A 21,998-nucleotide genomic window follows, 5' to 3' on the forward strand; every position below is an offset into this window, starting at 1 on the left:
TGGCGGCATTGTGGCCGTCGCCGCCGCGTGGCTCCACCGGATTCCCGGGCGCGCGGCTGCTAGCCTCTCGCCCGTCGGGGCGCAACCACCAGCGGGAGGCCGACAGTGCCCAGGGAGACCGGACGCACCCTCGTCGCGTCGAACAAGAAGGCCCGCCACGACTACGACATCCTCAAGACCTACGAGGCGGGGCTGGTGCTCGCCGGCACCGAGGTGAAGTCGCTGCGCGCCGGGTACGTCTCCCTGGTCGACGCCTTCGCCCAGGAACACGACGGCGAGTTGATGCTGCACGGCCTGCACATCGCCGAGTACGGCTTCGGAAGCTGGACCAACCACCAGCCCCGGCGCACCCGCAAGCTGTTGCTGCGTCGGATCGAGATCGACCGGATCCTCGACCGGGTGCGCGAGGGCGGGCTGACGCTCGTGCCCCTGTCGCTGTACTTCTCCGACGGCTGGGCCAAGGTGGAGCTGGGGCTGGCCCGGGGCCGCAGGTCGTACGACAAGCGCCAGGCCCTCGCCGAACGCGACGCCAACCGGGAGATCGCCCGGGAGCTGGGCCGCCGCCTCAAGGGCGCCCAGGGTCGCCGCCGATAACATCAACCGCTCGGCGGCGACCGCTCAACCCTTCACGCAGACCACCTGCTTGAGGTGGGCGACCACCTCTACCAGGTCCTCCTGCTGGGCCATCACCTGCGTGATGTCCTTGTACGCGGCCGGGATCTCGTCGAGCACCCCGGCGTCCTTGCGGCACTCCACCCCGGCGGTCTGCGCCACCAGGTCGGCCGTGCTGAACGTCCGCTTCGCCTGCCCGCGCGACATCCGCCGCCCGGCCCCGTGCGAGGCGGAGCAGTACGCGTCCTCGTTGCCCTTCCCGCGCACGATGTACGACCCGGTGCCCATCGATCCGGGGATGATGCCCAGGTCCCCGGCACCGGCCCGGATCGCGCCCTTGCGGGTGACCAGCACGTCCACCCCGGCGTACGTCTCCTCGGCGACGTAGTTGTGGTGGCAGCTGATCGGCTCGTCGAAGCCGACGTGCGGAAACGCGTCGCGGACCACGCCGCAGAGCAGGGCCAGCATCACCGCCCGGTTGCGCCGGGCGTACTCCTGCGCCCACCACAGGTCCCGCCGGTACGCGTCCATCTCCGGCGTGCCGGCGAGGAAGACCGCGAGGTCCCGGTCGGGCAGGCCGACGTTGTGCGGCAGCCGCCGTGCGACGCTCATGTGCCGCTCCGCCAGCTCCTTGCCGATGTTGCGCGACCCCGAGTGCAGCATCAGCCAGACCCGGCCGGCGTCGGGGCCACCGGACTCCAGGCAGACCTCGATGAAGTGGTTGCCGCCGCCGAGGGTGCCCATCTGCTGCTGGGCGCGGGTCCGCAGCGGGGCCACCCGCTCGTCGAGGGTGTCGAACCGCGCCCAGAAGTCGGCCCAGCCGCGCTGCTCCAGCCCCCGCACCCGGCGCGGGTCGACCGGGTCGTCGCGCCTGGCGAAGCCGACCGGGATGGTGGCCTCGATCGCCGACCGCAGCCCGGCGAGGTCGTCGGGCAGGTCGGCCTCGGTGAGCGAGGTACGCACGGCCGACATACCGCAGCCGATGTCGACGCCGACGGCGGCCGGGGAGACGGCCTGCCGCATCGCGATCACCGAACCTACGGTGGCGCCCTTGCCGAAGTGGACGTCGGGCATGACGGCGACGCCCTCGACCCACGGCAGGGCACCGATGTTGCGTAGCTGCTGAGCGGCCTGCGGCTCGATGTCGTACGGGTCGGTCCAGACCCGCACGGGCGCCCGGGTGCCGGGCAGCGGGGTGAAAGCCACGATCTCTCCTCGTTGTGCTCGTCCCTGAGCGGCGGTCGACCCGCCGGCGGTGTGCCGCGGTCCCGCCGGGACGAGGGTGTTGCCGGGGCCGGTGCGGACCGGCCGTTGCAGGGTCACGGGCCCGGAGGACAAAGAGCCGCCCGACCCCGGGTGCGGAGTGGGCGGCTGCGCGTGTCGCGTCGGCGCTATCCGCGCCACCACCCGGTCCGTCGGCGCTGCCACCGACCCAGGGACCGCCCGCCGGCCGGCAACGCCACATCGCCGCGCGGCGCTGGCCGCCGGCCCTCGGTGCGGATGCGCTGCGACACGGTGTGCTCCCTGGAGCTGCTCACGTTGACCTTGCGCCTCGACGGTAGGCGAGGGGCACGGCGCCCGCAACGGACATTCGGTGTCGCGCCTGACCCGGGCGCGCCCGGGCACGACCCGGCCGACCTGCCGCCACGCTGTACGAACGCTCTGGTAGGTTCGCCGGTCCGACGACCACAGGAGACGACATGGCCCTCGCCTGGAACGTGCCCGGCCTGCCCTTCACGCTCTCGCCGTCCCCCGAGGCGGCGTGGACGATCACCGCTGCGCCCGCCACGGTGAGGGCCTCCGCGGCTGCGCACAGCGACATCTTCATCGACCCGGGAACGGGCACCCAGCCCGACGCCGAGCCACTGCTCAACGCGGTGACCCTGCTCGGCGTCCCCCCGTCCGGTGACTTCCAGTTCAGCGCCCGCGTCAGCGTGGAGTTCGCCTCGACCTACGACGCGGGGGTACTGCTGCTCTGGGTCGACGAACGCCACTGGGGCAAGCTCTGCTTCGAGTTCTCCCCCGACGGCGAGCCGATGATCGTCTCTGTGGTCGCCCGCGGCGTCGCCGACGACGCCAACGCCTTCGTCGTCGACGGCCGGACGGTGTGGCTGCGGGTCTCCCGACTCGGCCACGCCTTCGCCTACCACGCCTCCCTCGACGGCAGGACGTGGCAGATGATCCGCCTCTTCGCCGTCGACGGCGCGGCCACGTCCGCCGCGATCGGTTTCGAGGCGCAGTCGCCGACCGGTGACGGGTGCGCCGTCACCTTCGACGACATCCGCTTCACCCGCGAGCGCCTGGGCGACCTCCGCGACGGCTCGTGAGCCGGGCCGGCGCGGATCGGCACGGACCGGGCCGCTCGGCTCGGTCCCCCCGACACCCGCTCAGGCGCCGGTCGTGCCCTCGCCGACCGGCTCGCGGACGTGGTCGAGGAACGGGAAACGGGCGCGGAGTTCGCCGAGGCTCGCCCCGCCGCGCCAGGCACCGGCGAGCAGCACGACCTGATCCAGGTCGGTGGTGTCGCCGTCGGCCCGGCACCCGTCCGCGCCCGATATTTCGATCATGAAGTAGCGGGCCTGGGAGCCCAGCCCCACGCAGATCGTCCCCCGGTCGCAGTGCAGCCCGGCGCACGTGAAGCGGCCCCGCCCCCGCTCGGGGGCGCTGATGCGGCCCACGTCGGTCTGGCACCGGGTGGCGGTCAGGGCCAGCGCGGAGGCGAGCCCGCCCAGCTCGACCAGGTCGGGATAGAGGCGCACTCCCAGCGCCGTCGACACGTCGGTCATCACTGACTCCCACTTCTCTGTGACGGATCCAGCAGCGCGGACGTTACAGCCTGGTAAACCGGGCGACCACCCTTGCGGATGTCCCGGCACAGAATTCCTGTCCCGGCAGCCGGACTTCACCCCGGCGCGACCGCCACCCGGCGCGTAACATCCACGCCCATGGCGCTGATCCGCTGCGACTTCCACTCCGAGGCGCTGGGCATGGGCACCTCGATGACCGTGCTCCTGCCGGACCGGGCCGGCTCCGGGATCGGGATGGCCGGCGGCGCGCCGGCCGGCGACCCGCCCGTGCTGTACCTGCTGCACGGACTCAGCGACGACGACACGATCTGGACCCGGCGCACCTCCGTCGAGCGGTACGTCGCGCCGCTCGGCCTGGCCGTGGTGATGCCGCAGGCCGGGCGGAGCTTCTACACCGACGAGGAGCACGGCAACCGGTACTGGACGTTCCTCAGCGAAGAGCTGCCCGAGGTCTGCCGGTCGTTCTTCCGGTTGTCCGACCGGCGGGAGGACACCTTCGTCGCCGGCCTGTCGATGGGCGGGTACGGCGCGGTGAAGTGGGCGCTGCGCGAGCCGGGCCGGTTCGCGGCGGCGGCGAGCCTGTCGGGGGCGCTGGACGTCGCCCGGCGGCGCGACCACCCGAGCCACCCGATGGACCCGGCCGTGTGGCACACCGTCTTCGGCGACCGGCAGGTGCCCGGCAGCGACGACGACACGGTGGCGCTGCTGGAACGCGCCGGCGACGACCTGCCGGCCCTCTACGTCGGCTGCGGCACCGAGGACTTCCTGTTCGACGACAACACCCGGTTCGTCGAGACGGCCCGGCGGCGGGGCGTGCCGTTGACCGTGGACTTCACCCCCGGCGACCACGACTGGGCGTACTGGGACGCGAAGATCCAGGACGTGCTGACCTGGCTGCCGCTGCGCGCACCCGCCGCCCCGCCCGGCTGACGGGCGGCCACACCGGAGCGCACCGCCGGGTCACAGCGACGAGCGGGCCACCGGGAAGTCGAAGTACGTGTCCGGGTACGGCTCGTCGGCGTACCGGTAGTGCCACCACTCGCGCGGGTAGTTGGTGAAACCGGCGTCGGCCATCAGCCGTCGCAGCAGCTCACGGTTGCCCCGCGCGGCACCGGTGACCCGGCGGTCGGCGGTGTGGGCGCGCGGGTCGAAGCAGTCGAAGCCGGTGCCCATGTCCACGCCGTTGTCCGCGAAGCGCTCTCCCGCCGGGGCGGTGCACGCGACCAGGGGCTCGCCGGGCACGTACGGGGGCTGCTCGGGTGGCGGGTCGGGGACCAGGGTCAGGTCGACGGTGCTGCCCCGGCTGTGCGCGGTTGGCGCGCCGAGGTAGCCGTCGGCGAACAGACGCGACTTCGCCACGTCGGGGTAGAACTCGGCCTTCATCCGCTCCTGCCCGGGTCGCCCCGCCCAGTCGACGAAGTCGCTCACGGCCCGCTGTGGCCGGTAGCAGTCGTACACCTTGAGGCGGTGCCCGGTGGCGCGGGCGGCCTGCTGCACCCGGCGCAGCGCGTCGGCGGCGGGCCGGGTGAGCAGGCACAGCGGCTCCCGGTAGCCGGCGATCGGCCGGCCGACGAAGTTGTGCGCGGTGGCGTACCGGATGTCGACGGCGATGCTCGGGTCCAGGTCGGACAGGACGACGAACCCGGCCGGGGCGCGCGACTCGGCGGGCGTCGGGGTGGACGGGGTCGGCGCGGGACGCTCCGGCGCGGGGCAGCCCGGCAGCAGCACGGCGACGGCCACGACGGCCACGACCGGCCCGCCGGCGCCGACGGGCCGGATGCGCCGCTCCCCCGTTCGCCGCCGTCCCATACCCACCGTTCTATCAGCATCACGGCCGGTACGCGGCGACCACGCCCGCCGGCACCCGGGTCAGTGTCCCCGCACCGCCCGGCAGATCTCCACCGGCAGCGCGGGCGCGCCGTCGACCGGAGCCGGGTCCTCGGGCGTGGGGGCGATCCCACCGGCGGCGATCCGGTCCAGGGTGGCCAGGCCGGCGGCATCCACCTCCCCGAAGACGGTGTAGTTCGGGCGCAGGGCCGAATCCGCGTACACCAGGAAGAACTGGCTGCCGTTGGTGTCGGGGCCGGCGTTGGCCATGGCGAGCAGGCCCCGGGCGTAGACCCTGCGCGCGCCGGTCGGGTCCGTCGGCGCGGGCGGCAGGTCGGTGGGCAGCTCGTCGGCGTACCGGTAGCCCGGCCCGCCCTCGCCGGTGCCCGACGGGTCGCCGCACTGGAGCACGCTCAGGGTGGGGTACGCGGTGAGCCGGTGGCACGACGTCCGGTCGTAGAACCGGTGCCGGGCCAGGTGCAGGAAGCTCTGCACCGTGCAGGGGGCCTGCTCACGGTCGAGGGTCAGCCCGATCGGGCCGTGGTTGGTCTGCAGCGTGACCCGCACGGTGCCGTTCTCCGGCGTCCGCCGGGGGTCAGGTGGCAGCGGAACGGGGCGAGCCGGCGGCTCGTCCGGTGTCTCGGTGTACGCGCACGGGCCGGGGGTCGTCCGCGGCGGCGCCCCGGTGGGCTCGTCCACCGGGGCGGACGGGGGCGCGGCGACGGCGGCGGCGGCGCTGCCACCCACCAGGGCGGTGGCGAGCAGCGCGGCACCGGCGAGCCGGGACAGCGCCCGTGTCCTGCGGGGACGGACGGGCGGCGGCGGGACCGGCTGCTGGCGGGATGAGCTCGACACGTGGCGTCCCCCTGGGCTCGTGACTCCAGAAAGATCGCAGTCTATGGACCGGGTCGTCCTGCTGTCGATGGCGACGCGCCCGGAGTCCGGCTACCGATGCGCGCCGAGCGGGCCCACGACCCACCCCCGGCGGCGGCACTCGGCCAGCAGCCGGGGCAGGGCGGCGAGGGTGGCCCGCCACGCGCCGGGGTCCGCGGCGCAGTCCGCGTCGTGCAGCAGGACGGTGTCCCCGCCATCCAGCCCGGCGGTGACGGTGCCGAAGACCGAGTCGGGGGTCGCCGTCGCCCTCCAGTCGCGGCCCCAGCGGGTCCACAGCACCGGAGCCAACCCCAACCGCGCGCTCGCCAGCAACGCCGGGCCGGTCAGCACCCCGTACGGTGGGCGGAAGAAGCGGGGGGCCAGACCGGTGGTGGCCTCGACCAGGGCCCGGGTCCGGGCCAGGTCGCGGTAGGTGGCCAGCGGGCCCCGGGCCAGCAGGTTCCGGTGTTCCCAGCCGTGCACGGCCACCTCGTGCCCGGCGGCGACGAGGTCCGCCGCGAGCCAGGGCGACCGGACGAGCATCGTGCCCAGCACGAAGAAGGTGGCCCGTACCCGATGCTCCGCGAGCACGTCGAGGAAGCGCGGAGTGGACTCGGGATCGGGGCCGTCGTCGAAGGTCAGGGCGATCCGCCCGGGCCGGCCCGCGCCAGCGAGCCGGGGGAAGAGCCGACGGCGCAGCGGCGCCACGGCGGTGGCCGTGGGCCCGAACTGGGCGGCGAGGGCGACGGCGGCGGTGCCGGCCAGCGCGAGGGCGGGCCGCCGGTGCCCGCGCGAAGCGGTCACCGCCCGCCCGTCCACCGGATCGGGGGCAGCACCGTGGCCAGCACCCCGACCGCCTCGCCCACCGCGTCGAGGACGGTCCTCCTGGGGTACGCGCAAGAAGCGGCGACGGTTGGCCGCCCCGCCGCGTCGGCCACCAGGGCGGCGGCGTCGGCTGAACCGGCCGTCGACCAGCCGGTGGGCTCCGGCTCCGGCGTGGACAGTGCGGCCAGCGTCCGACGCAGGTGCTCGGCGGACGGGACCCAGCGGGTCAGCCCGGCCTCGGCGAGGATCGCGGCGTTGGCCCGGCCGTGTCCCGGCAGGGGGCGGTAGGTGATCACCGGCAGCCCGCAGCTCAGCGCCTCCTGGCAGGTCAGCCCACCCGCGTTCTCCACCACCGCGTCGACGGCCCGCATCAGCGTGGGCATGTCGTCCACCCACCCCAGGACGTGCTGGGTGTGCCGCCGCAGCCGCCCACGCAGGGCCTTGTTGTGACCGCAGACGACCACGGGGCGCACGCCGTCGGCGGCGGCCACGTCGGCGACCATCGCCTCGACGTCGCCCATCCCCCACGCCCCGGCGACGATCAGCACGAGCCGCTCCCGCTCCGGCAGCCCGAAGCGCCGCCGGGCCGCGCTCCGGCTCGTCCCCGCCGCCGCCGGGAAGTCGGCCGAGACAAGCGGCGCGACCGTGCGGACGTCCAGGCCCGGGCCGGTACCCGCCGCGTGGGGGCGGGCGTGCCGCAGGGTGCAGTAGACGTCGACGCCGGGCGCGACCCAGGTGGGATGCACGACGAAGTCGGTGACGTAGGTGACCAGTGGGACGGGGAGCAGGCCGCGCCGGCGCAGCGGCCCGAGCAGTTGGTTGGCGAACGGGTACGTGGTGACCACCGCCCGGGTGCCGGCCGGGACGGTCCGCCGCGCGCGTCCGCGCAGCGGCGCGAGCGCACCCCGCAGGACGGCGGCCGCGAGGCGGGACCGGGAGGTGACGGTGAACAGTGCGCCGTAGCCCCACGGCGCCCAGCGCAGGACGACCCGGTACGCCTCGCGGCACATCCACCGCGCCGGGCTCGGCAGCAGGTCGAGGAAGTTCACCCGGCGCACCACGAAGCCCCGGTCGGCGAGCCGACGCGTCAGCTCGGCGGCGGCCGAGTCGTGGCCGGCCCCCACGTCTGCCGACACCACGACGATCGTCCCCCGGTGCTGCGCGGTCACCAAGCGCGCTTACCCGTTCGGCGCGGGTTGACTCCTTGCGCCGCCGGCGCCACCCGCCGCCTCAGGCCCGGCGTCGCCGGCGGTGCAGGAGCACGGCGGCGAGCAGCCCGGCCACGGCGGCGGCCGCCGCGACGAACGGCCAGGACGCCGCCCAGCCCGGCCGGGCGACCCCGTGGGCGGCCACCGCCCGGGGCTCGGGGGTGACCGCCGCGCCGACCGCCGGGGACGCCACCGGAGCGCCGTTCGCGGCCGTCTCCCCCGGGTCGACAAGGCGTCCCACCGAGGCGTCCCGGGGCAGCGAGAATCCCCAGTCCAGCAGCGCCGCACCCTGTTCCCAGCCGCGCATCGGCCGGGGCTCGGCGCCGAGCAGGGTGACCACCAGCCGCCGGCCGCCGCACTGCGCCGCGCCGACGTAGGTGTGCCGGGCGTAGTCGGTGAAGCCGGTCTTGCCGCCCAGCGCGCCCGGGTAGCGGTAGATGAGCTGGTTCTCGTTCTGGATCTGGAAACCCTGCCGGCGCAGCGCGGGCTGGGCGGGGATCCGGGCCTGCTCGGTCAACGCGTAACGGCGGAAGGTGGGGTCGGCGAAGCAGACCCGGGCGATCAGCGCCAGGTCGTAGGCGCTGGTGAACTGGCCGGGGTCGTCCAGGCCCGACGGGTCACCGCGTGGGTCTGGAGGGCACCGAGGCGGCGGGCCTCGGCGTTCATCGCCCGCACCCCGCCGGCCGCGCCGTCGGGCCCGCCGACGAGCCGGGCCAGCACGTTGGCCGCCTCGTTGCCGGACTGGAGCAGCAGCCCCAGAAAGACCGTCTCGACGGAATAGCGGCCGCCCTCCAGCAGGCCGACGGCGGAGCTGCCGGGGGGCGATGTCGAGGTCCTCGTGGGTCACCCGTCACCAACCGCTTGGGGTCCAAGCCTCGGCAGCGCGGTTGGCGGGTCAGCAGCAGCTTCTGCACGCTGGCCGGCGTGGCGTACTCGTGCGGGCCGCAGCCGCCGAGGACCGCCCCGGTGTCCAGGTCGGCGACCAGCCAGGAGGTGGCGGTGAGTGCTGGCGGCGCGGGCGCGCCGGCCGGCGCGACGAGGGCCGGGGTGGCCAGCGCCGCCCCGCCCACCGCCTGCTGCTGCGGCACCGACGGCGGGGGCGTCGGCCGCGGGGAGCGCTCCACCTGCGGTGCCTGCGCCCTGGGGCAGGGCACCGGGGCGGCCGGTACGTTGGACGCCCGACCGGCCGGGCCGGCGTGGACCCCAGCGGGCACCCCGGACGCGCCCAGAACGACGGCGACGGCGAGGGCCAGCACCGGAGCTTCCATGACCTGCACCCTAACCCGCAAGATCGGCCGTTGTCCGGCGGACCGGCGCGGTACGCGGGCGACTGTCGTCTTCGCCCGCCACGGGGACGGCGGGCGACGAAAATTCGTCGGTGAATGGGTTGAACGATCGCCGCCGAAGATCCGTACTGACCGACGAAGGAAACGGGTCATCCACGACCGCCATGCCGGGACGGTCACGATGTCTCCGCCTGTCCGTGGAACCGTCCGGAACCATTCCGGGAACGGGCGTCACGCCGTTCCCGCCGGCCGGTTTCCGGTTTCTTCGATCGTCACGGCATACCGCCGACGACGCGTACGGAAATTGACGCCGGACGCTTCGGCGGTCAGGACAAGGAGAGGTGCATGGTCAGGCGCACGCGAAAGAATGCCGTCCTGAAGCTCGGCGGGGTCGGTGCCTTCGCGGCACTGGTGCTCGGTGCCGGACTGTCGCTGGCATCCGCTGGCGAGAACACGGCGACGGCGGTGTCGGTCACCTGCCCGACCGTGGCCGACAAGCTGGGCGCGGTACCGGCGGCCGCGAAGGCGGGCGTGGACCAGGAGCTGCGGAACCTGGAGACCCAGATCGCCAACGTCAACGCTCGGCTGGCCCGCGAGCCGGGGGCCGCGGCCGGTCAGCTCAACGACATCGCCGGCAAGCGCCGGGCCGTGCTCGACCGGATCCGGCTGAACATCACCCGGGTCGGTGGCACTGCCCCGGCCGGCCTCGACCAGCTCGCCACCTGCGCGCTGCGCAACGGCGCGGCCACCGGCAACAACTCCGGCAACAATGCCGGTGCCAACAACGGCAACACCGGCACCGTCGCGGCCGGGGCCGCGCAGACGGTGAACTGCCCGGACGTACGCAACCAGCTGCCGGCCGTGCCGGCCGGCGCGGCGGCGGGCGTCCAGCAGGAGCTGGCCAACCTGGACCGGGAGATCGCTGCCGCGAACGCCCGCCTGGCGCAGCTCGCCGTGAAGCCCGAGGGCGGCCCGAACTTCGTCAACAACGCCATCCTCGGCCCGCTCAAGAGCAAGCGCATCGCCGTGCTCGACCGGATCGCGATCAACATCGCCCGGGCCGGTGGGCAGCGCCCCAACCTGTCCAGCCTCGCCACCTGCGGTCTCAACGCCGCCGGGGCGGGCAACACCGCCGGAGCCGGCAACAACGGCAACGCGGGCGCGGGCAACAACGCCGGCAACGCGGGCACGGGCAACAACGGCAACGCGGGCGCGGGCAACAACGCCGGCAACGGCGCCAACGCCGGGGTGGCGCGGACGGTGAACTGCCCGAACGTGCGCAACCAGCTACCCGCCGTACCCGCGGCGGCCGCCGGTCAGGTGCAGAACGAGCTGAACCAGCTCGACAAGCAGATCGCCGAGGCCAACGCCCGCCTCGCCGGCCTCGCGGTCCGGCCGGAGGGCGGCCCGAACTTCATCCAGAACGCCATCCTCGGCCCGCTGAAGGACAAGCGGGTGGCGGTGCTCAACCGGATCGCCACCGACATCGGCCGGGTCACCGGCCAGCGCCCCAACCCGCGGCTGGACCTCGCCACCTGCGGCCTGAACTGACCGATTGACGGCTCGACCCCGCGGGCCCCGCCCGGTGGACCACCACCGGGCGGGGCCCGCCGCTGTTCCCGCCGTACCGCCGGCCGGGCGCTGGGCCCGCCGCGCCGCCGGCCCGCCGCCGACGGCCTGACCCCTGCCGTGTCGCCCGTTTGAGACTTTGCGGCTCGCTCACACCGCTGGTCACGTGTGGTGTCGACGAAAGTCTTCCAGAGCGGTCGAATGAGACAATTGAACCGACCAGGCCCCGGAGGTCCAGAGTCGGCCGGGTCACCCCGTACGTCGATCGCGTGAAGGGTTCCGCATGCAGCAGCCAGCACGGTTCATCGCCGACAGCCACGACATGATCGAGGTGCGCGGCGCCCGGGAGAACAATCTCGCGTCCGTCTCGGTGGACATACCCAAGCGCCGCCTCACCGTCTTCACCGGGGTCTCCGGCTCGGGGAAGTCCTCGCTCGTGTTCGGCACCATCGCCGCCGAATCGCAGCGGATGATCAACGAGACTTACAGCGCCTTCCTCCAGTCGTTCATGCCCAGCCTGGCCCGCCCGGACGTCGACTCGCTGCGCAATCTCAGCGCCGCGATCGTCGTCGACCAGGAGCGGATGGGGGCGAACTCCCGGTCGACCGTCGGCACCGCCACCGACGCGTACGCCATGCTGCGCATCGTCTTCAGTCGGCTGGGGCAGCCGCACGTCGGGTCGGCCGGCGCGTTCAGCTTCAACCTCGCCGAGGGGATGTGCCTCACCTGCGAGGGGCTGGGCCGCGTCTCCGACCTGGACGTCCACCAGCTGGTCGACGTGGAACGGTCGCTCAACGACGGGGCGATCACGGTGCCGAACTTCACGGTCGACTCCTGGTACTGGCAGACCTTCGTCGGCTCCGGCCTGTTCGACCCCGACGTCAAGCTCCAGGACTTCACGCCCCAGCAGTGGCAGGACTTCCTGTACAAACCGGCCACCAAGATAAAGATCGGCACCCAGACCCTCACGTACGAGGGTCTGGCGGTGAAGGTCCGCCGGCTGTACCTGAGCAAGGACAAGGAGCCGACGCAGCCGCACATCAAGGCGTTCGTGGAGCGGGCGGTGACGTTCGCGACGTGCGGCGACTGCGCCGGCACCCGGCTGAACCGGGCCGCCCTGTCCTCGCGGATCGCCGGGCGCAACATCGCCGAGTGCAGCGCGATGCAGATCAGCGACCTCGCCGCGTTCGTGCGCGCCATCGACGACCCGTCGGTGGCGCCGCTGGTGGGCAACCTGCGGGACCTGCTGGACTCGCTGGTCGAGATCGGGCTGGGCTACCTCAGCCTGGACCGCGAGTCGGGCACCCTCTCCGGCGGTGAGGCCCAGCGGGTCAAGATGGTCCGGCACCTCGGCTCCAGCCTCACCGACGTCACGTACGTCTTCGACGAGCCGACGGTCGGGCTGCACCCGCACGACATCGCCCGGATGAACAGCCTGCTGCTGCGCCTGCGGGACAAGGGCAACACGGTGCTGGTGGTGGAGCACAAGCCGGAGACCATCGCGATCGCCGACCACGTGGTCGACCTCGGCCCGGGGGCCGGCCCGGACGGCGGCCGGATCTGCTACGCCGGAGACCTCGCCGGGTTGCGCCGATCGGGCTGCCTGACCGGCCGGCACCTGGACCACCGGGTAAGCCTGCGCGACCACGTCCGCACGCCAACCGGGCACCTGCCGATCCGCGGCGCCGACCTGCACAACCTGCGCGACGTCAGCGTGGACGTGCCGCTCGGCGTGCTGACCGTGGTCACCGGCGTGGCCGGGTCCGGCAAGAGCTCGCTGATCCACGGCTCGCTGCCCCGCCGCGAGGGAGTGGTGGTCGTCGACCAGTCCGCCATCCGCGGCTCCCGGCGCAGCAACCCGGCCACCTACACCGGCCTGCTCGACCCGATCCGGGCCGCCTTCGCCAGGGCCAACAAGGTCAAGCCGGCTCTGTTCAGCGCCAACTCCGAGGGCGCCTGCCCGAAGTGCAGGGGCATCGGTGTCATCTACACCGACCTCGCGATGATGGCCGGGGTCGCCTCGGTGTGCGAGGAGTGCGAGGGCCGCCGGTTCACCCCGCAGGTGCTCGCTTACACGCTGCGGGGGAAGAACATCAGCGAGGTGCTCGGCATGTCGGTGACCGAGGCGCGCGACTTCTTCCCGAGCGGGCCGGCCCGGTCGGTGCTGGACCGACTGGCCGACGTGGGCCTGGGCTACCTGAGCCTCGGCCAGCCGCTGACCACCCTCTCCGGTGGCGAGCGGCAGCGACTCAAGCTGGCCATCCACATGGGCGAGAAGGCGCACACCTACGTGCTGGACGAGCCCACCACCGGCCTGCACCTGGCCGACGTCGACAAGCTGCTGGCCCTGCTGGACCGGCTGGTCGACGCCGGCAACACCGTGGTCGTCATCGAGCACCACCAGGCGGTGATGGCGCACGCGGACTGGATCATCGACCTCGGCCCGGGCGCCGGGCACGACGGCGGCCGGATCGTGTTCACCGGCACCCCGGCCGACCTCGTGGCGCACGGGGACACCCACACCGCCACCCACCTGCGCAAGTACGTCGGCCGGTGAGAGCGGGCCGGGTCCACCGCCACCCGCCGCGGTGGACCCGGCCCGTCGCGCGGGACTACCGGTAGATCGTCCCGGTCCCGGCGTCCCGGATCGCCCCGGACAGGTTGCCGGTGAGGTTGTTGTCCGGCCCCACGACCGTCGCCACGCAGCCCGGGGTGGTGATGTTCAGACCGTACCGCTGGGTCTTGACGGCCTGGGTGTCGGTGGCCACGTTGCCGCTGACGACATTGTCGGAGCAGGGCACCGACGTCGCCGTGGTGATCCGGATGCCGTCGCGGCCGGAGACGTCGTCGGAGCTGCTGGTGATGTGGTTGTCGACGATGTGGTTGTCGTTGCCGCCGTCGACGTTGATCCCGTCCTGGCCGGCCTGGTCGATCCGGTTGTCGCTGACGACGTTGTCGTCGGCGGTCTTGTTGGGCTGGTCGGCGGTCGGCGACGACCGGTTGATCTGCACCCCGTGCCCGCCCACGCCGGTGATCACGCAGCCGGTGACGGTGTCCCCGCCGGTCGCCAGCAGCTCGATACCGTCGCTGGCGGTGCCGCTGATCTGGCAGTCGCGCACCGTGTTGCCCATCGAGGTCCAGCTCTGGTTCTTGCCGTCGAAGATGATCCCGCGTCCCCTCGACGCGGTCACCCGCACCCGCTCCACCAGCATGTTGTTGCCGTCGTCGAAGTCGAGGGCGTCGCTGGTGGTGCGGGGTGGGCCGCCAGCCGACACGGTGAGGTCGCGGACCACCCCGCCGTCCATCCCCTTGGTGTTGAACGGCTCCGTGTCCGCGGCGGCGGAGCTGGAGTTGCGGATCAGCGTCAGGTCCATCCCCGCGCCGGCGAAGGTGACGTTGCGCAGGCCCTCCAGCTTGAAGAACTCCGCGCCCAGGTCGAACGTGCCGGCGGTGAACGCGATCGTGCCGCCGCCGAGCCGGTTCACGTCGGCCGCCGCGCTCTCCACCACGGTCTTGAGGCTGCCGGTCCAGGTCTGCCCGGTCACCTCGGACACGGCGCTGTAGGTGACGGCCCCGACCCGGCTGATCGTGTACGGCGACGGGTTCGGCGGTGCGGGGACTATGAGCTGCGGCCTGCGGCTCTCCGTTCCATCCCGGCTGGCGAGCCGGAAGCCGGTGTCGTTGGTCGTGGTGAGCGCCAGGGTCACCGGCCGGTCCCCGGTGATCAGCGACGACACGTCGACGGAGAGCCAGGTGTCGGCGGCGATCGGTCCGCTGCTGGCGACGACCGGGCCGATCGGTGGGGCGTTGTGGTAGGTCAGCGTGTCCTCCCGCCAGTCGTCGTCGGAGACGCCGTGCACGTACAGCCCGGTGCTGCTCGCCGTCTCGACGTACAGCCGCAGCACCGCCGACGGCTCGTCCCCCGTGCCGGTGACCTCGAAGCGCAGGTACGCGACCTGGTGGGGCGAACCGTCGACCCGCAGCGAGACGGCATCGCCGTAGTTGCGCAGGGGATGGCCGGCGTCCACGGTGGCGTCGGCCATCGGGGGCAGGGTGCCCGCCGCGGCCGGCGCGGCGGGCCTGGTCAGGGCCGCGCCGGCCAGCAGCAGAACCGCCGCTACGCGGCACAGAACAGTCCGGTGTTCACGTGTCATGTCTCCTCCAGACCCGTCAGGGTCGGGGCGGCGCCGAACGCCGCCCCGTCAGCTGTCCACAGGCGCCTCCGCGTCGTGGTCGGCGCCGCGCTGCGCCGGTGGCACCGCGCCCTCCGGCGAGCGCCGGCGGCGGAGGAACACCCACAGCGGCACCAGGGCAAGTGCGCCGCCGCTGGCCACGATGGCGCCCCAGGCGGGCAGTCCCCAGTGGTCGTCGTACGCCTGCTGGCTGTCCATCGCCACGTCGTGGTCGACGGAGGCCCCCAGCAGTTCCGCCAGCACCTCCAGGTATCTCGCGCCGAACCGCTCGCTTGGTTCGACGTGGGTGTTCTCGCTGAACTCGTTCCAACTGATCACGCCGAGCGCGTCGGGTTGGGACAGTCGTGCCGCGGCGAAGGACGCCCGCAGCGTCTCGCCGTCGCGGCGGGCCACCACCCGCCGCCCGCCGAGTTGGCGGGCGTCGAAGCCCGGGGCGACCGGGGCGATCCACAGCCCGCCGTGCAGGTGCACCGCCTGGGACATCGCCGCGAGCCGGTCCCGGGTGCGGCCGTCGAGCGCGTCCGCCGACGACCAGTAGTACGCCTGGCCGTCGAGTGCCGAGCCGTAGGTCGCCACTTCCTGCGGGGACTTGGCGGCGCCGAGAACCAGCAGCCGCTGGCGTGCGGCGCGAACGGTGTCCGCGACCTCGGCGGCGGTGAACCGGTCGCTGCCGTTCCAGATCACCACCGGCTTGTCGAAGACGTCGAAGACCTCGTCTGCGGCGTACCGGTCGGCGAAGAGTTCGAGGTCGGCCCGGACGGTGGCCCGGGGCAGGGGCTTACGGCTGAAGTCGAGCCCCTGGTAGACGATGCCGAGCCGGAAGTCCTCCGCCCGGGCGACCTCGACCAGGCTGGCCAACCGGTCGTCGAGCTGCGGGGTGTGCTTCCAGGAGACGAGGAAGCCGGTCAGGCCGGCAGCCTTCGCCATCCGCACGTGCCGTCGCATGATCTCGGTGTCGTCGCTGGAGTACCGCCCGAGCTGCGGGTAGTCGGTCTTGGCGCGGTTCCACGAGGTCGGGTTGAACCAGATGTAGTAGTGGGCGAGCACGGGGGTGGGATCGGCCGCGGGCGTGGTCGGCACGGGCTCGCCCGCTGCCCGGGCGGGCCGCGCGGCGAGCACGCCGATGCTGGCCAGCAGCAGCACGACCACGACGCACCCGAGCCCAACCCGCAGCGGCCGACGCCACCGGCCGACCTGCTGCCCCGTTGGGCGCTCCCGGCGGGGCAGCAGGGCCCGCAGCCGCCGCCGCAGCGCCGGCCGGCCCACCAGGACCAGGCCGACCGCGACGCCGAGCACGCCGAGCGCCACCAGCGTGAGGTCGACGGCGCTGATCACGCTGAGCATCACCTGCTGGTCACGGCTGATGCTCACCGGCCGGCCGAAGGAGACCCCGCCACCCAGCACGGTCACCGTGTAGGTGCCACGGGGCAGGTCGGGCACCAGGGCGGTGCCGTCGGCGGCGAACGGCAGCCGCTGCACGCGCCCGTCGGCCCGGGTGAGCTGGATGCCGTCGCCGGCCCGTCGGGTGAAGAACATGTCGCTGGCGGAGAAGGACACCTTGAAGAAGAGCAGCTCGATCAGCCAGTTCTGGCGTTCCCAGGGGACGAACTTGTGCCCGGCCCGGTTCACCACCGAGGTGCCGTCGACCATGACGCGGTCGACCACGTAGTAAAGCTGTTTGGAGGCCAGTCCCCGGGGGCCCTGCTGGGTGCGGCTCTCTGCCACCCAGAGTGGCCTCGCCAGGTCGGCGCCGGCCAGCTCGATCACCTCGCCGGTGTTGCTGCGCAGCCGCATCTCGGTCACCCGCTCGACGGGGACGGGCGCGCCGTCGCGGTCGGCGTAGCGCCACCAGACGCGGCGCACCGTGCGCAGCCCCACCTCCACGGTCCGGCTGTGCACCCCGTGGTCGAGGCTGCCCCGGAACCGGTCGAGCAGCACCCGGCGGTCTGGGCTCACCGCGGTGGGCACCACCGTGAACCGCTGGTCCAGGCCGGTGAAGTTGCGGACCCGCACGCTCAGCCGCCCCTGGCGGTCGGAGCGGGCCGTGTTGCCATCGACGGTGACCACCACGCCCTTGATCGGCGGGACCATCTGGATCTTCAACGTGCCGGGCAGGGCGGAGGCGGGCGCGGCGACGGCGGGGGCCGGCAGGAGGAGCATCGCGAGCACGCCGAGCAGCAGCGGCAGCAGCCGCCGGGCGCTCACCGGGACCTCCGCCGGCCGCGCAGCGCCGCCGTTACCACCAGCGCCGCGACCAGGCCGACCGCGACGGCGTACGAGGCGTAGACCGGCCGCGGATCGGGGCGGTGCAACGCCACCGACACCCGTTCGGCGCTGAGCAGCACGCCGGGGCGCGGCGGCGCGGCGAAGTCGAACGCGCCCAGGAAGGTCTGCGCCTTCGCGTCCCGGCTGGCCAGCGGCTTCACCCCCCAGTTGACCTCGATGAACTTCAGAGCCGAGGTGAAGTCGAGGGTGGTCGAGTCGACGTACCCCCGGCGGGCGTACGGGCTGACCAGCAGCGCCGGCACCCGGAAGCCGTAGCCGTAGCGATCGATCTGGGGCGGGGTGACGTGGTCGTACCAGCCGCCCCAGTCGTCGTAGGACCACAGGAACGCCGAGGAGGACCAGTCCGGGGAGCGCATGAGCTGGGTGAGCAGCGCACGGACGAGATTCTGGCCCGAGCCGATGTTGCCGGGCGGGTGTTCGCTGTTGCCGGCCGGGGCGATGAAGGACACGGCGGGCAGGTCGCCCCGGGCGGCGTCGGTGTAGTACTCGTCCAGGTCGACGATCTTGCTGGACAGCCGGGGGTCGTCGACGTAGCGGGCGTACGCGAGCAGGGGAACCCAGATCACCTGTGCGCCCCGGTCGATGTTCTCCTCCTCCACCCGGGACCGGAAGGTGATGGTCGGGTCGTAGTTCTGCACGTAGAACTTCCAGCTGATCCCGGCCTCCTCCAGCCGGTCGAAGATGGTGGGGATGTCGCCCCACCCCTGCGCCGGGATGGTTTCCGCCTTGCCGGTGGCGCCCGGCCCGCCGGTCACCCGGTACATGTGGTTACGGATGCTGCCGGAGTTCGAGGAGCTGAAGAAGCGGTCGAAGAGCACGTACTCGTCGGCCACGTTCCAGTAGTAGGGCAGGTCCCGCTCGTCGTAGTAGGCCATCGCCATCCGGCCGTCCTTGCCCTGCTTGCTCACCCCCTCGACGAAGCCGTCCATCCGGCCACCGTTGTACTGGGTGCGGAACGCGTCGGCGGAGTGGTCCAGGTCGATCGCCCCGAGCTTGCCGATGTGGAACGGGGCGACGCAGGGCTTCGGTACGCCCCGCTTCACCGGCATGCAGGCGTCCTTCGGCAACCCGTCGACCCCCGGCCGGGTGCCGAAGTAGTTGTCGAAGGTGTGGTTCTCCTGCATGAGGAAGATGAAGTGCTCGACGGGCGTTGCCGTGCGGGGCGTCGGGGCCGGCGTTCCCGGAGCCGGGGTCGCCCCGCCCGGGGTCGGCGCGGGTCGAGCCAGCGCCGCCGACGGCCCGGCCGACAGGGCCAGGCACGCCAGCAGCGCGACGTGGGTCGTCCTGCGGGCCCACCGCGACGCGGCGGCGGACGACGGGACGTGGGTCGGACGGATCATGGACGCACCTCGTAGACGACCACCACGGGCACCGGCGTCACCCGACCCGAGGCGCCGGGAGTCCCGACGTACTCGGTGTGCACGACCCGGCCGTGGTACCGGCGGACAAGCGTCATCAGCCGGTCGGCGAAGAAGGGGGACCGCCGCGCGGAGAACGCATCCCACACGACGTAGTGCAGATTGTTGTTGCGAAGCCACCCGTCCGGGTTGTTCAGCGGCACATAGGACGGGTTGCGGTGCAGCGGGTTCGGGCTCACCGACAGGCCGTAGCTCTGCCGCTGGCTGTAGAACCGCACGATGTTCGACATCGAGGGGCCGAGCGTCAGGATGACGGAGCCCTCGGGGGTGTGCTCCGTCAGCCAGCGTCCGACCTCCCGGCCGCCCGGCACCCCACCGGAACCGGCGAGGAAGGTCGTCCGGCCCTGGTGGCTGACCGCGTCCCAGGACGAGGCCGCCAGGGTCGACGCGACCAGGGCGACGGCGGCCAGCCGGATCAGCCGGCCGGCCCGGGCGGGCACCGGGCGGGCGGGCGCGCCCCGGCCCGGCCACCGCAACCGTGCCGGCACCGGGAGCAGGACCAGGGCCCGCGCGCCGAGCAGGACCACCGGCACCGCCACCGGGAGGAGGTACTGGAAGCCCTTGACCGGCCAGAGCTGGAAGAACACCACCGGTACGGCGATCCACGACAGCAGCAGCGTCTCCCGCCAACTGCTGTGCCGGCGGGCCCACCAGAGGCCGCCCGCCGCGGCGACGAGCAGCAGCACCCCGATCGCCGTCGGCACGTTCTCCAGGTAGAACGACATGGGGTGGTTGGGCCGACGGAAAAGCTGCCAGACCAGATAGTTCCGGCCGCTGTCCGACCTCCCGGCGAGGGCCTGGGAGACGGGGTGGGCCGCGAAGACGACCACGAGCGCCGGTAGGGCCAGCAGCGTGGCCCGCACCGGCCGCCGCACGGCCGGGGTGAGCGCCAGGAACGCGTAGAGGCTGCCGGCCAGCACGACGCTGGTCTCCTTCGCCAGCATGGTGAGCCCGAGCATCCCGGCGGTGGCCAGGTACCAGACCTCGCGCTGCTCCTGCACGTACCGGACCATGCAGTAGAACGTCAGCGTGCTGAGCAGCACCATCGGCCCGTCCAGCAGGATCTGCCGGGTCACGATGACGTGGTAGGGCATGACCGCGAGCAGCAGCGCCGCGAGCAGCCCGACCCGGCGGTTGTAGAGGCGGGCGCCGAGCGGGTACACCGCCAGGACGGTGAGCACCCCGATCACCGCGACGGCCCACCGGCCGCTCATGCCCGCCTCACCGGCGCGGAACAGCGGTGACAGCAGCGCCTGGAACAGCATCGGGTGCGCCCGGAAGACGGGGAACAGGTCGGTGTAGCCGGGGTTGCCGGCCAGGGAGGCGGCCTGGCCCGCGTACACCACCTCGTCGCTGTTGAACCCGAAGAAGTCGATCCGCCAGGACCGGACGAGCAGGGCCAGCCCGGCGATCGCGGCCAGTGCGGCGGCCACCGTCCACCGCCTGCGCCGCAGCGCCCGCAGCCACGACCCCGGCGGTGGGAGCCGGCGGCGGGCCGGGTCGTCCCGGTGGCCCCGGCGCTGGCCCGGCAGGACGGCGGTGGGCGCGCCCGGCAGGTTCATGCAGGCTCCCCGGCAACCGTCAGGTCCCGGCTCCAGCGCGGCCACGCCTGGGCGGGCACGACGCGGGTCGGGGGCCCGCCGCGCTCGCCGCGCAGCAGTCGGGGGATGTCGTCGGCCCATCCGAACCGGTCGGAGACGATCACCCGGCTGCGGACGTGGGACAGGAAGCCGGCCAGGATCTCCTGCTCCCGCAGCCGCAGCTCCGGGTAGTGCTGACCGTCGATGGTCAGCGACGGCGCGAGGTACCGGAAGGGCGGGAAGCCGTACGCGTCGTCGGTGTTGCGGATCATGCGGGCGACCGTCTCGTCGTGGTCGAGTTCGCTGATCGCGGGCCTGCCGCGCTCGATGACGAAGAGCTCCTCGACCCGGGCCGTGGTGCCGATGCGGCACGGCACCAACCGGTCGACGCTGTACTTCGGAGGCGGCACCAGCAGTTGGGTCACGGCGTTGATACCCATGATCGGCAGGTTGAACCGGGCCAGGGTCAGCGCCAGAGACCGGCCGCCCTTGGAGTGCAGCCGGCTCTGTAGTTGCAGCCGTCGCCACTCCCGGGGCGTCAGGTCCTGCGCCTGCACGGCCCGCAGGGTGTGCGCGCTGATGGTCAGCGGCTTGGGGAAGCAGGTCGCGGTGCCGTCGGGCCGGACGATCGTCATGTCGTCGGAGAGGAAGAGCCCGCCGTGGTCGCGCAGCAGCCGCAGCACGGTGGCGGTCTTGCCGGTGTCGGTGAGCGCGGAGAGCATCACCCCGACCCCGTCGAGGGTGACGCAGGCGGAGTGCAGCAGCATGTGACCGCGGGCGACCATCACGAACCGCAGCAGCGCCTCGACGATGTTCGTGTAGACCACGTGCGGGGACCGGGCCAGCAGCGGGCCGACCTGGATCTCGATGGGTGAGCCGAGCTGGATGCGGAAGTTCGCGCCCAGGCGCCCGAGCTGTTCCTCGTACCGCAGGACCGACCGGTCGGCGTACTGGGTCATCGCGGCGCGGCGCTGCGGGCCCCGTCCCCCGACGTCGCTGACCCGTACCGCGATGTCCACGTCGGCGTCGGCGACCCACTGGGCCCGGAAGAACTCCAGCTCGGGCAGCATGATCTGGGACCCGATGGTCACCACCCCGGCCACGTCGTACCGGTACTTCAGGTACTGGTAGCGCCGGCGCGACGGCGGGGTGACCGCCTCGGCCGCACCTGAGGCGATCAGCAGCCGGACCGGGTCACGCCGGCCACGGTCCAACGCCGCGTAGATGACCTGGTCGTTGACCAGGAAACGGACCAGGAAGAGCGCGACCAGGGTGGCCGCGTTCGCCACCAGCACGCCGACGCCCGCGAACACCAGTGCCTGCAACACCGGCAGTCGCAGCACCAGCAGGACGTTGTTGAGCAGGAAGAACCGCACCGCCCGGGCGGGCAGGGAGCCAACGCGGTCGCGCCGGTAGATCAGGTTGTCCACCAGCAGGAAGTTCCACGAGGTCGAGAGCTGGGTGGCCAGCGCCGCGCCAAGGAGGTGGTGCAGCTTGGCGGGCTCGTAGAAGAA

General features: G+C 73.1%; 16 protein-coding genes and 1 pseudogene. 5 read left to right on the forward strand and 12 right to left on the reverse strand.

Annotated elements, in window-relative coordinates; translation table 11 throughout:
• Window positions 1-105 precede the first annotated feature (105 nt).
• Complete coding sequence (smpB, locus tag MCAG_RS01530) at window positions 106-594, forward strand: SsrA-binding protein SmpB (RefSeq protein WP_007071236.1); 489 nt, start codon at window positions 106-108, stop codon at window positions 592-594.
• Between the two features lie 24 nt (window positions 595-618).
• On the opposite strand, the gene MCAG_RS01535 is transcribed toward smpB, so the two are convergent.
• Window positions 619-1,818: an RtcB family protein gene (locus tag MCAG_RS01535; RefSeq protein WP_007071237.1), complete on the reverse strand. Its 1,200-nt coding sequence runs from the start codon at window positions 1,816-1,818 to the stop codon at window positions 619-621.
• Between the two features lie 494 nt (window positions 1,819-2,312).
• Between MCAG_RS01535 and MCAG_RS01540 the strand changes: the two genes are divergently transcribed.
• Window positions 2,313-2,939, forward strand: a complete 627-nt coding sequence (locus MCAG_RS01540; protein WP_007071238.1) for a DUF1349 domain-containing protein — start codon at window positions 2,313-2,315, stop codon at window positions 2,937-2,939.
• 60 nt (window positions 2,940-2,999) lie between these two features.
• Here the strand turns inward: MCAG_RS01540 and MCAG_RS01545 are convergent, their stop codons facing one another.
• The gene (locus tag MCAG_RS01545; protein ID WP_036371891.1) at window positions 3,000-3,398 is read right to left on the reverse strand and encodes a hypothetical protein; all 399 of its coding nucleotides are present in this window, start codon (window positions 3,396-3,398) and stop codon (window positions 3,000-3,002) included.
• Window positions 3,399-3,557: 159 nt separating this feature from the next.
• Between MCAG_RS01545 and MCAG_RS01550 the strand changes: the two genes are divergently transcribed.
• Window positions 3,558-4,349: an alpha/beta hydrolase family protein gene (locus MCAG_RS01550; RefSeq protein ID WP_007071239.1), complete on the forward strand. Its 792-nt coding sequence runs from the start codon at window positions 3,558-3,560 to the stop codon at window positions 4,347-4,349.
• A gap of 30 nt (window positions 4,350-4,379) precedes the next feature.
• Here the strand turns inward: MCAG_RS01550 and MCAG_RS01555 are convergent, their stop codons facing one another.
• The 5 genes and pseudogenes from MCAG_RS01555 to MCAG_RS01575 all read right to left on the reverse strand — a co-directional run bounded on the left by MCAG_RS01555 (window position 4,380) and on the right by MCAG_RS01575 (window position 9,420).
• Window positions 4,380-5,228 carry a M15 family metallopeptidase gene (locus MCAG_RS01555; RefSeq protein ID WP_083802157.1) on the reverse strand — a complete coding sequence of 283 codons (849 nt, stop codon included), beginning with the start codon at window positions 5,226-5,228 and terminating at the stop codon, window positions 4,380-4,382.
• Between the two features lie 60 nt (window positions 5,229-5,288).
• Window positions 5,289-6,101, reverse strand: a complete 813-nt coding sequence (locus MCAG_RS01560; RefSeq protein ID WP_007071241.1) for a peptidylprolyl isomerase — start codon at window positions 6,099-6,101, stop codon at window positions 5,289-5,291.
• Window positions 6,102-6,191: 90 nt separating this feature from the next.
• On the reverse strand, window positions 6,192-6,923 hold the full coding sequence (locus tag MCAG_RS01565; protein ID WP_232290040.1) for a polysaccharide deacetylase family protein: 732 nt from the start codon (window positions 6,921-6,923) through the stop codon (window positions 6,192-6,194).
• Window positions 6,920-8,113, reverse strand: coding sequence for a glycosyltransferase (locus MCAG_RS01570; protein ID WP_157547797.1), 1,194 nt, complete (start codon window positions 8,111-8,113; stop codon window positions 6,920-6,922). Before MCAG_RS01570 ends, MCAG_RS01565 begins: the two co-directional genes overlap by 4 nt.
• A 61-nt stretch (window positions 8,114-8,174) precedes the next feature.
• Window positions 8,175-9,420, reverse strand: a pseudogene (locus MCAG_RS01575) (D-alanyl-D-alanine carboxypeptidase family protein).
• Between the two features lie 363 nt (window positions 9,421-9,783).
• On the opposite strand from MCAG_RS01575, the gene MCAG_RS34285 reads away from it, so the two are divergent.
• Together MCAG_RS34285 and MCAG_RS01585 are read left to right on the forward strand one after the other, a co-directional pair.
• Window positions 9,784-10,989: a hypothetical protein gene (locus MCAG_RS34285; protein ID WP_007071245.1), complete on the forward strand. Its 1,206-nt coding sequence runs from the start codon at window positions 9,784-9,786 to the stop codon at window positions 10,987-10,989.
• A 301-nt stretch (window positions 10,990-11,290) separates the two neighbouring features.
• Window positions 11,291-13,564 carry an excinuclease ABC subunit UvrA gene (locus tag MCAG_RS01585; protein WP_007071246.1) on the forward strand — a complete coding sequence of 758 codons (2,274 nt, stop codon included), beginning with the start codon at window positions 11,291-11,293 and terminating at the stop codon, window positions 13,562-13,564.
• Between the two features lie 55 nt (window positions 13,565-13,619).
• Here MCAG_RS01585 and MCAG_RS01590 read toward each other — a convergent pair whose 3' ends face one another.
• The 5 genes from MCAG_RS01590 to MCAG_RS33235 all read right to left on the reverse strand — a co-directional run.
• Entirely contained in the window at window positions 13,620-15,161 is a 1,542-nt protein-coding gene (locus tag MCAG_RS01590) for a right-handed parallel beta-helix repeat-containing protein (protein ID WP_007071247.1), read from the reverse strand.
• A 48-nt stretch (window positions 15,162-15,209) separates the two neighbouring features.
• Window positions 15,210-17,405, reverse strand: a complete 2,196-nt coding sequence (locus MCAG_RS01595; protein WP_007071248.1) for a hypothetical protein — start codon at window positions 17,403-17,405, stop codon at window positions 15,210-15,212.
• A complete protein-coding gene (locus tag MCAG_RS01600; protein WP_036371893.1) occupies window positions 17,402-18,826 on the reverse strand; it encodes an alkaline phosphatase family protein in 1,425 nt (474 codons plus the stop codon). Before MCAG_RS01600 ends, MCAG_RS01595 begins: the two co-directional genes overlap by 4 nt.
• A complete protein-coding gene (locus MCAG_RS01605) occupies window positions 18,823-20,466 on the reverse strand; it encodes a glycosyltransferase family 39 protein (RefSeq protein WP_036371894.1) in 1,644 nt (547 codons plus the stop codon). The genes MCAG_RS01600 and MCAG_RS01605 overlap by 4 nt, the downstream gene beginning before the upstream one ends.
• Window positions 20,463-21,998 (reverse strand): hypothetical protein (locus MCAG_RS33235; protein WP_036371896.1); only part of this gene is annotated, 1,536 nt, incomplete at its 5' end. The genes MCAG_RS01605 and MCAG_RS33235, both read right to left, overlap by 4 nt.

This window comes from Micromonospora sp. ATCC 39149 (assembly GCF_000158815.1).
In the GTDB taxonomy this organism is placed as follows: domain Bacteria; phylum Actinomycetota; class Actinomycetes; order Mycobacteriales; family Micromonosporaceae; genus Micromonospora.